We start from the raw sequence: 254 nt of genomic DNA, 5'->3' as shown, positions 1-254 counted from the left end.
ATGCTAAAGGTAGAGTAGAACTTGCAACTAATATGTTAGGTAAGCAAATAAGAGATATGTTAAAAACAAATCTTGAAACTGCAAGAAACCTACAAGATAAATCTAAAATACTAAAAACAAGTGTTAGAGATATAAACGAAGGTGCAAGAAAGCAAGCAAGTAGCTTACAAGAAAGTGCAGCAGCAGTAGAAGAGATGAGTGCATCTATGCATGCAGTAAATCAAAAATCAAACGAAGTTATTAAAAACGGAGAA

1 pseudogene is annotated in these 254 nt (G+C 32.7%); it reads left to right on the top strand.

The window, feature by feature from the left end:
• Nucleotides 1–254, top strand: a pseudogene (locus tag KJQ99_RS10230) (methyl-accepting chemotaxis protein); the annotation flags it as partial.

Source organism: Campylobacter sp. 2018MI13 (genome assembly GCF_018501135.1).
GTDB lineage: Bacteria > Campylobacterota > Campylobacteria > Campylobacterales > Campylobacteraceae > Campylobacter_E.
The sequence above is the reverse complement of the archived record's forward strand: the minus strand, read 5'-3'. Positions and strand labels throughout refer to the sequence as shown.